The sequence below is a fragment of the Micromonospora sp. NPDC023633 genome, assembly GCF_040640035.1.
Classification (GTDB): domain Bacteria; phylum Actinomycetota; class Actinomycetes; order Mycobacteriales; family Micromonosporaceae; genus Micromonospora.
This window is the reverse complement of record NZ_JBFABB010000196.1, coordinates 1-8,497: the sequence shown is the minus strand read 5'-3', so window position 1 is coordinate 8,497 and position 8,497 is coordinate 1. Positions and strand designations below refer to the sequence as shown.

General features: G+C 74.4%; 10 protein-coding genes and 2 pseudogenes. 8 read left to right on the top strand and 4 right to left on the bottom strand.

The window, feature by feature from the left end; genetic code table 11:
- A pseudogene (locus AB0G13_RS32800) lies at positions 1-377 on the bottom strand (hypothetical protein); the annotation flags it as partial.
- A gap of 124 nt (positions 378-501) precedes the next feature.
- Here AB0G13_RS32800 and AB0G13_RS32795 point away from each other — a divergent pair.
- Complete coding sequence (locus tag AB0G13_RS32795) at positions 502-1,011, top strand: NUDIX domain-containing protein (protein ID WP_357882982.1); 510 nt, start codon at positions 502-504, stop codon at positions 1,009-1,011.
- Positions 1,012-1,025: 14 nt separating this feature from the next.
- Here AB0G13_RS32795 and AB0G13_RS32790 read toward each other — a convergent pair whose 3' ends face one another.
- Both AB0G13_RS32790 and AB0G13_RS32785 read right to left on the bottom strand, forming a co-directional pair.
- Positions 1,026-1,349, bottom strand: coding sequence for a hypothetical protein (locus tag AB0G13_RS32790; RefSeq protein ID WP_357882979.1), 324 nt, complete (start codon positions 1,347-1,349; stop codon positions 1,026-1,028).
- Positions 1,350-2,067: 718 nt separating this feature from the next.
- Positions 2,068-2,718, bottom strand: a complete 651-nt coding sequence (locus AB0G13_RS32785; RefSeq protein ID WP_357882976.1) for a LysE family translocator — start codon at positions 2,716-2,718, stop codon at positions 2,068-2,070.
- A 139-nt stretch (positions 2,719-2,857) separates the two neighbouring features.
- Here AB0G13_RS32785 and AB0G13_RS32780 point away from each other — a divergent pair, with 139 nt between their 5' ends.
- Together AB0G13_RS32780 and AB0G13_RS32775 are read left to right on the top strand one after the other, a co-directional pair.
- Positions 2,858-3,421 carry a GNAT family N-acetyltransferase gene (locus AB0G13_RS32780; RefSeq protein WP_357882973.1) on the top strand — a complete coding sequence of 188 codons (564 nt, stop codon included), beginning with the start codon at positions 2,858-2,860 and terminating at the stop codon, positions 3,419-3,421.
- Positions 3,422-3,483: 62 nt separating this feature from the next.
- Positions 3,484-3,957, top strand: a complete 474-nt coding sequence (locus tag AB0G13_RS32775) for a DUF1992 domain-containing protein (protein ID WP_357882970.1) — start codon at positions 3,484-3,486, stop codon at positions 3,955-3,957.
- A 6-nt stretch (positions 3,958-3,963) separates the two neighbouring features.
- Here AB0G13_RS32775 and AB0G13_RS32770 read toward each other — a convergent pair whose 3' ends face one another.
- A complete protein-coding gene (locus AB0G13_RS32770) occupies positions 3,964-4,539 on the bottom strand; it encodes a maleylpyruvate isomerase N-terminal domain-containing protein (RefSeq protein ID WP_357882966.1) in 576 nt (191 codons plus the stop codon).
- Positions 4,540-4,868: 329 nt separating this feature from the next.
- Here AB0G13_RS32770 and AB0G13_RS32765 point away from each other — a divergent pair, with 329 nt between their 5' ends.
- The 5 genes and pseudogenes from AB0G13_RS32765 to AB0G13_RS32745 form a co-directional block, all read left to right on the top strand.
- Complete coding sequence (locus tag AB0G13_RS32765; protein ID WP_357882963.1) at positions 4,869-5,306, top strand: nitroreductase family deazaflavin-dependent oxidoreductase; 438 nt, start codon at positions 4,869-4,871, stop codon at positions 5,304-5,306.
- A gap of 15 nt (positions 5,307-5,321) precedes the next feature.
- Complete coding sequence (locus AB0G13_RS32760; RefSeq protein ID WP_357882985.1) at positions 5,322-5,702, top strand: hemerythrin domain-containing protein; 381 nt, start codon at positions 5,322-5,324, stop codon at positions 5,700-5,702.
- Between the two features lie 200 nt (positions 5,703-5,902).
- The gene (locus AB0G13_RS32755) at positions 5,903-6,349 is read left to right on the top strand and encodes a DUF6194 family protein (protein WP_357882960.1); all 447 of its coding nucleotides are present in this window, start codon (positions 5,903-5,905) and stop codon (positions 6,347-6,349) included.
- A 286-nt stretch (positions 6,350-6,635) separates the two neighbouring features.
- Positions 6,636-7,589, top strand: a complete 954-nt coding sequence (locus AB0G13_RS32750; protein WP_357882957.1) for a hypothetical protein — start codon at positions 6,636-6,638, stop codon at positions 7,587-7,589.
- Positions 7,590-8,092: 503 nt separating this feature from the next.
- A pseudogene (locus tag AB0G13_RS32745) lies at positions 8,093-8,333 on the top strand (ATP-binding cassette domain-containing protein); the annotation flags it as partial.
- Positions 8,334-8,497: the final 164 nt, after the last annotated feature.

Sequence of the window (8,497 nt, the reverse complement as noted above, 5' to 3'; positions counted from 1 at the left end):
GCCGCGGCGGCGTCCTCGGCGTCGCGGCGGGCCTCGTCGCGCTCGGTCTGCGCCGCCGCGACCTGCGTCGCGGCGTCGGCGCGGGCCTGCGCGAGCTGGCGTTCCACCCCGACCGGGGACAGCTCGGCGTGCAGGGCCTCGGCGAGGCTCTCCGCGACCTGCTCCAGCCGGTCCACCGCCTCCCAGGTGCGGGCCACCTGACCGGGCAGCCCGGGGGCGTTGCGGTGCCGCATCCGGCTGTTGCGTGAGGCCCGCTGGCAGGCGCCGTCGTTGTCGCGGCAGTAGCGGAACGGCCGGCCGGCGCCGGCGCGCTGCGGCACCTGGCGTCCGCAGTGGGCGCAGGGGCGGGTCTCGGTGGGGGTGGGCTCGGCGTCCATCGAGGGCGGAGTCTACTGCCGGGCCCGGCCACCGCCGGCCGGACCACCGGGCCGGCCGGCGACTGGACGCCACGCCGTCGGGATGCTCCGCCGGCACCGCGACGCCACCGGATAGCGTGACCGGGTGGCCATCTCCCCGTACATCGCCAGGCTGCGCGCCCACGTCGGTCACGACCTGCTCCTGCTGCCCGGGGTCAGCGCGGTCGTCCGCGACGACGACGGACGGGTGCTGCTGGCCCGGCGCGCCGACAACGGCCGCTGGTCGGTGCCCGCCGGCCTCATCGACCCCGGCGAGCAACCCGCCGACGCCGTCCTGCGGGAGGTGTACGAGGAGACCGGCGTGCACGCCCGCATCGAACGGGTCGCCGGCGTCGCCACCCACCCCGCGGTCTATCCCAACGGCGACGTCTGCGAGTACCTGAACGTGTGGTTCCGGTGCCGGGCGGTGGGCGGCGAGCCGCGGGTCAACGACGACGAGTCCACCGAGGTGGGCTGGTTCGACCCGACCGACCTGCCGGAGATCGACGAGTGGGCGCGGCTGCGCATCGACACCACGCTGCGCGAGGACGCCCCCGTCTGGCACGCCGCTCCCGGCGAGCGGCATCCCGCGCTCGCCCGGCCCGACGCCCTCTGACCGACCGTCGCCGGTCATCGCGGCGCGGCGAAGGCCACCTCGACCGGCGTCGCCGCGACCAGGTCCACGTCCCGCCCACCGTAGGGGCTGCGTACGGTCAGCCGCTGCGCCACGGGGGGAGACCAGGCGGGCCCGGACCCGGCCGGCGGACCAGGACAGCTCCTCGACGCCGACCCGTCCCCGGCAGGCCGCCCCGCGCAGGCCACCCCGCGCAGGACTCCGGCGCCCAGGCCCGGCAGCGCGGCCGGCAGCAGCCGCAGCAGCCCTGGGCGGGACTGCACCAGCGACTCGATCAGCACGGCCGGCAGGGCGTGGGAGGCGTCGGCGTTGTACGTCACCAGGCCCCGGGTTGTGCGCGCTCATCAGGGACCGGAAGAACATGTCGTTGCCGAGGATCTTCAGCAGGTTCTCGGCGGTCAGCGCGCCGTCGTGCAGCCGGGCGGCGGCCAGCGCCCGGTGCAGGCTGCCGTGCGCGGAGAGGTTCTCGTCGCCGCGCAGCGCCAGCGCGCGGTGCGCGGCCCGGGCCAGCTCGGGGGTGTCGTCCAGGTTGATCTCGTCCAGCGGCCACACCGGATAGAGGTGGCTGACGTGGCGGTGCTCGTCGTCGCCGTGGTAGCCGGGCCAGGCCCACTCGGCCAGCGCCCCCCGCTCGTCGACCCGGTACGCGGGCAGCCGCTGCCGCAGCCCCGCCCACCGGTCGGAGCCGGTCACCTCCTCGGCGGTACGCAGGGCGTGCCGGGCGGCGGCGATGTCCATCGTGGCGTTCACCGCCACGTGCACCGGCCGCCTCCGCTCGTCGCGCGGGCCGGTCTCCGCCGAGTACGACGGCACGACGAGCACGGTGCCCGTCTCGTCGGTGACCGTGAGGAAGTCCGCGAAGAAGCCCGCCACCTCCGCCAGCCAGCCGGCCACCTTCCCGAGGGGCGCGCCGGTGACCAGGTGTGGCCGTGCTCCGGGAGACCGGCACCGACCGGGGGGCCTGACACCGTGGGTGTCCCGCTCGCCGCCGCGCCCGGTGGCGCAGGTGCCCGTCGCGTTGTCGGGGCGGGCTCGCGGTCAGGGCATGGCGACGGCGGCGCGCGACCGGTCGGCGGCGATGCGCACCGCCAGCCCCGCCAGCACCGTGCCCATCACCAGCCGCTGCACCCGCAGCCACAGCGGCCGGCGGGCGAAGAAGCCGGCGAGCGCACCGGCGCTGAGCACGATCAGCGCGTTCACCGTCAGCGCCACCGCGATCTGGGTCAGCCCCAGCAGCAGGCTCTGCGCCGCCACGTGACCGCGGGCCGGGTCGATGAACTGCGGCAGCAGCGACACGTAGAGGATCGCGATCTTGGGGTTCAGCAGGTTGGTGACCAGGCCCATGGTGAACAGTCGTCGGGCCCGGTCCGGCGGCAGCGGCGCCGGGGCAAACGGCGACTGCCCGCCCGGCCGCAGCGCCTGCCACGCCAGCCACAGCAGGTACGCCGCACCGGCCAGCTTGACCGCCGTGTAGAGGGCGGGCACCAGCACGAACACCGTGGCGATGCCGGCGACCGCGGCGGCCAGGTAGACGCCGAATCCGGCGGCGACGCCGAGCAGCGACACCAGCCCCGCCCGCCGGCCCTGGGTCACCGACCGGGACACCAGATAGACCATGTTCGGGCCGGGGGTCAGCACCATCCCCAACGCCACCAGCGCGATGCCCACCAGCGCACCCGTGCCGACCATGCCGTCCCCCCGTTCCGCCCGACTCGCGCCGACCCTACGCCGTACGCCACCGCGCCGCCGACCCGTTCCGGCGTGCCGCGGCGACCGGGCCCACGCCGCCCGCCCCCACCGCCGACGCGGCGCCGGGCACACTGGGCCGATGCTGCACGCCCCGGCCACCGAGACCCTGCCGGAACTCCTGCTGCGCCCCTGGCGCGCCACCGACGCCGACGCCCTGATCGCCGCGTACCGCGACCCGGTGCTGCGGCGCTGGACCCGCGCGCCGGTGACCACCACCGCCGAGGCGCGCCGGTTCCTGGCCGCGGCGCACCGGGACTGGGCCGACGGCCACCGGTTCAGCTTCGCGGTGCTCGAGCCGCACCCGGCCGGCGAGACCCTGGTGGCGCAGGTGATCCTCAAGAACGTCACCGAGGGCGGTGGGGACGCCGAGGTCGGCTACTGGACCGCCGCACCCGCCCGGGGCAGGGGCGTCGCGCCGCACGCCCTGACTGCCGTCACCGACTGGGCGTTCGCCCGCTTCGCCGGCCTGCGCCGGCTGGACCTGCTGCACCAGATCGACAACCCGGCGTCCTGCCGCGTCGCGGAGAAGGCCGGCTACCGCTTCCAGGAGGTGCTGCCGGCCCGGCCGCCGTTCCCCCGCGACGGCCACCGGCACGCCCGCTGCCGACCCGCGCGGGAATGCCCGTCCCGGCCGGGGCGCTGACTTCTTGCGTCGGCCACGACGCGGTGACCGCGTTACCGTGGGGCCCGGGGAGGTGTCGGCAGGTGGACAGCTGGGAAGCGACGGTCGAGGCGCGCATCCGCGCGGCGCAGGAGCAGGGCGAGTTCGACAACCTGCCCGGCATGGGCAAGCCCATCCCGGGCCGCGGCCAGCCGTACGACGAGTCGTGGTGGATCAAGAGCTTCCTCGAGCGGGAGAAGCTGCCCACCGATCTGCTGCTGCCGACGCCACTGCAACTGCGCCGCCGCATCGAGCAGGTGCCCGACGAGGTGCGGGACCTGCCGACCGAGCAGTCCGTGCGCGCGTTCGTCGCCGACCTCAACGCCCAGATCCTCTCCTGGCTGCGTACGCCCACCGGTCCCCGGGTCGCGGTGCGCCCCGTCAACGTCGACGACGTGGTCCGCCGCTGGCGGGCCGAGCGGGAGACCGCCGCCGCCGCGACCCCGCCACCGTCCCCGCCGCCGGCTCCACCGCGCCGACGAAGCTGGCGACCGCCCTGGCGCCGCCGGGCGGCGTAGCCCCGGTCAGTCCACCGCCGCCCGCCACGACCAGGACGTGCGCCGGGCGCGACCGGGCAGTTCGCCGCGGCCGGTCAGCCACCGCAGCACCTGCGGCGCGGGCCCGGCGGGCGCGTCCGGGAAGAGCCGCCGCAGCACGGCGGCGCTGAGCCGCTGCGGCGGCTGCCAGGGCACCCCGAGACCGCGGGTGATGTCGTCGGTGTGCAGCAGCGTCTCCGCCACCCCCATCGCCGCGAAGCCCGCCGGGTCGCAGGGACCGTAGTGCCACGCCCGGGCGTCCGGCCCGGCGGCGTCGACGGCCGCCCGCAGCAGCCCACCGCAGGCGACGACGACCCGCAGCACCTCGGCCGGGCCGGCGGTGGGGGAGACGGCCAGGTCGAACGGCAGGTAGCCGTCCTCGGGCTGCCCGCTGACCTGGCCGGCGTACGCCAGCAGGTCGTGTGCGACGTGCGCGGCGGTGGTCCAGCAGCTCCACTGAAGCCCGCCGGCGGGCACGCTCCAGTCCCGCCCGGTGTGCGGGCCGAGAACGGCGGTCATCTCGGCCACCGCGTGGTCCACGTCGACGCCGGTCAGCTCGGGCATCTCCCGACCGTGCCACCGCGCCACGGCTCCCGCAACCGGATGACGCTTGCCCGCGCGCCGCCACCGACACTAGGGTCGGGCACGTGACTGCCGGGTCGGCCATGGGCCACGAGCGGACAGGGCACCCGGCCGGCAGGTGAGCCGGGGGCGGGCCCGCGGCCCGCCGACGCCCCCCACCTGCGGTGTCGACGCCACGTCCACCGCCCCTCACACGTCTCCCACCGTCCACGCCGGTCGTACGCCGGCGTATCCGCATCCTCGCCGCCACCGGTCGCCGGGCGGGCGATCCATCGTGGCCGCACCCTCCTGCCCGAGCAGAGAGCAGAGCATTGCCCAACGACTTCAACCAGCAGATCATCGACGAGTTCCGCGCCAACTCCGGCCGGGTCGGCGGGCCCTTCGAGGGGGCCCGGCTGATCCTGCTCACCACCACCGGGGCCCGCTCCGGCGCCCCGCACACCACCCCGGTGGGCTACCTGCCCGACGGCGAGGAACGCGTCCTCGTCATCGCCTCGGCCGGGGGCGGCCCGAAACACCCGGACTGGTACCACAACCTCCTCGCCGACCCGCTCGCCACCGTCGAGGACGGGGTCTTCACCTACCAGGCCCGCGCGGTCGTGCTGGCCGGCGCCGAACGCGACGAGATCTTCGCCCGGGCCGTGGCGGCCGACCCGGGTTGGGCCGCGTACCAGGCGAAGACCACGCGCGTGATCCCCGTGGTGGCGTTGCACCAGGTGGCGGGCGGGCCACCGGAGGCGGCCTCCTGAGGCGCGGCGCTCAAGCTGGTCCACGACGCGTTCCGCCGGGAGCTGGCACTGATCCGCGACGAGGTCACCCGCAGCGGCCCGGGCCTGGGCGCGCAGCTGTGGGTCAACTGCCTGACCTTCTGCCACGGCCTGCACCACCACCACCGCAACGAGGACGACGGCATGTTCGCCGGCCTGGCGGCGCAACGTCCGGACCTCGCCCCGGTGCTGGCGCGGCTGCGCGAGGAACACCGTCGCATCGCCGCGCTCGTCGAACGCCTGCGGCAGGTGGCCGGCGACCCCGACACCGACCCCGCCGAGGCCGGCCGGGAGGTCGCGCGTCTCACCACCGAGCTGGAGGCCCACCTGACGTACGAGGAGGAGCAGCTCATCCCCGTCCTCGACGGCACCGGATAGCGGGTGCGCCCGCGACCGGATCCGGTGCGAGCCGGCCCCGGTCGCGGGCGCTCGCGCTGCCGCTGGAGGCCGCCGGGGATCCGGGACGGGGTGCCGCCGGTGCGTGCGGCCGGGTTGTGCCCGGACTTGAGGGTTCGCGGCCGCAGACGGCAGAAAGCGGGCGTAAGCCTCAAGAAGCATTTCAATGAAAACATTGAAGCATGGACGTTGGGGACATGAAGCGGTACATCCGCGAGACCTTCGACGGAGTGGACATCCTGGAGGCGAACGAGGACACCTTCTACATCTACGACCCCGGCCGGGACCTGCCCGCCGAGCGACAGCTGCCGTTCGCGACCATCGTGACCGGCGACCACTACGACGACGCCTCCGCGCTGGACAGACCGGGCGCGTGGCGGCTCAACATCGGACTGACCCGCTCGGCGTACGGGGCGCTGTTCGCGCAGCGGCACGGGTCGGACGGCGGCGTCGACCACACGGTGCCGGACACCGTGCTGCCGCACCCGGTCTACGCCCCGCAGCACTGGGTGTGCGTGGTGAACCCCGGCGAGGCGACCCTGGACACGGTGCGGCAACTGCTGGCCGAGGCGTACGACTTCGCGGCCCGCAAGCACGCCAACCACCGGTCCCGGCGGGCCTCGCCCTGAGGTTCGTGCCGGCCGGCGCGTCCCACGGGCCGGCGGCACGCCGCGGGGTTAGCTTCGGCGGGTCTGCCATCGGGCAGACCCGCCGAGGACGAGGCCCTTGAGGACCAACGGCGCTGGATCCGGCGCTAAGCCAACGAGGTCCTGCACGAACTCCTGGAACGTCGGCCCGACCCGTTCGGCCCCTGACCCGGCGAGGCTTTCCTGGGCGTCCCGCGCCGCGAGACCATCCGGTCGGTATCGATCAGATACGATATGCCGACCGGTCGGTCATAAGGGGAAGTGACGAATGGGTCGTCGACGGAGGATCACCTGGCGGTATCTCGCCGCCGCGCTGCTGGCGCTGACCATGGGAGCGGTCGTCCTACCGGCACCCGCGCAGGCGGTGGACTACCCCGGCGGGCGGCGCATCTACAGCGTCGCGCTCGGGGCCATCCCCGCCGCCGGCGCACCCGCCACCGGTCCGGTCTGGGTCCGGCTGGCGACCTACCACTTCTTCGGCAACGGCACGGTGACCGAGAGCTTCTGGTACTGGAACCGGGCCACCGTCGTCGGGGCCGCCGGCACGGGCGTCCGGACGACCGGCTGCACCGGCCACGACTGCGAGGTGCGGACGGCCGCCGGGTTCCAGCCCGGTGGCGTGGTGAAGTCCCTGAGCGGCACGTACACCAACTCCGGTGACAACATCACCATCACCTGGAGCGAGGGCGTCCAGGAAACCTGGGCGGTCAGCCAGCCCGCCAGCGACCTGGCCCGGCTCGACTTCGTCAGCTCCAACTACGGGGTCACCGTCGGCTGGGGCTTCGGCAGTTCCGCCTCGAACGACGCGTACACGCCGGTCAGCAACATCCCGCTGGCCCAGTACACCGGGCGGTACGCCGGCTACAGCGGAAGCACCGGTGCCGCCGGCCCCAGCGGGATGGACCTCCGGTCGTTCGCTCGGTGCAACGGGAACTGCCTGAGCTGGCTCAGCCCTCCGACCGCCACCTGTTCGTCCTGCCCGAACGGCGCGACCTCCGCCCCAATCCGCTACTACCTCGCGGGAGCGGGCCGGCGGAACTTCTACGAGCACTGGTGCACCTGCCTGACGTCGAGCACCTGCTACACCGGTGGTTCGCACCGCAAGCCGCAGCTCCAGGTGATCGGCGACACTGGGACGTTCCACGGGTGGGTCGGCGTGGAGGCGTCCAACTCCACGGCGAACACCGGCTACTTCGCGGTGCACTTCCACGTGAACGTCTGACCGGCCGGGGGCACCGCCCGGCTCACGTCAGGGTGCGCAGGCCCAGACCCGTCACCGCCAGCGGCGCTGATCGATGCTCAAGTGGCCTCCCGGTAGTAACCAGCCGGTCGCGGGTACGGCCCTGTCGTACGGGCCGAGGAACGGATCCGTTGCACGACCTGATCGCGGGGACACCTCAGGGCGGCCTGCGGATCGTTCTGTGGCGCACGCTGACGGTGCTCGCGGTTGCTGCGCCCGTCGCGGTCCTGGCCGGTGCGGTGACGGGTATCGGTACGCCGGTGTTGTGGCTGCTTCCCTGCGTCGTGTTGACCGGCCTGACGCTGGCGCTCGGCTCGCTGATCGAGCCCGCGTACGCCGCGCTCGTGGTGGCGGGGGCGTGGGCGGTGGTGGTGCTGGCACCGCCGGTCGGCGGTGTGCCGGTCGTAGTGTCGAGCGGCCCGGGGTGGCTGGGTGTCACCGCGGTGGTGGTGTATGTGTCGGGAACGGGTGGGGAGGCAATCGGCATGACGACGGTGAGCGTCGACGGCCTGCGGGTCAGCTACGGCAAGCGAGTCGTCTTCGACGACCTAGACCTCGAACTGGGGGTGGGCGTGCACGGGTTGCTCGGTCCGAATGGCGCCGGCAAGACCACCCTGATGCGGGTCCTAGCCATGGTGCTGCGCCGAACGGGGTGACGTCCGGCTGCTGGGCCACCGCACCGGCGACCCCTCGGGATTGCGGCAGGCACGCCGCCAGTTGGGCTACGGGCCGCCCACGGCACCATCACAGCCCTCGGCCGTCGAGCTGACCAGGCGCGGTACGCTCCGACTGATCGGCTATTGCTGCTGGAAGCGGGTCAGGAACTCCTCCACCAGGTGTGGTTTGGTGTAATCCATTCGGGTCCGGGTGCCCGACGTGAGGCCGCCCGC

Excerpts from the sequence above, each read along its gene's own strand:
- AB0G13_RS32785 (WP_357882976.1), bottom strand. The coding sequence starts at position 2,718 with ATGGTCGGCACGGGTGCGCTGGTGGGCATCGCGCTGGTGGCGTTGGGG.
- AB0G13_RS32780 (WP_357882973.1), top strand. The coding sequence starts at position 2,858 with ATGCTGCACGCCCCGGCCACCGAGACCCTGCCGGAACTCCTGCTGCGC.
- AB0G13_RS32770 (WP_357882966.1), bottom strand. The coding sequence starts at position 4,539 with ATGCCCGAGCTGACCGGCGTCGACGTGGACCACGCGGTGGCCGAGATG.
- AB0G13_RS32755 (WP_357882960.1), top strand. The coding sequence starts at position 5,903 with ATGGACGTTGGGGACATGAAGCGGTACATCCGCGAGACCTTCGACGGA.
- AB0G13_RS32750 (WP_357882957.1), top strand. The coding sequence starts at position 6,636 with ATGGGTCGTCGACGGAGGATCACCTGGCGGTATCTCGCCGCCGCGCTG.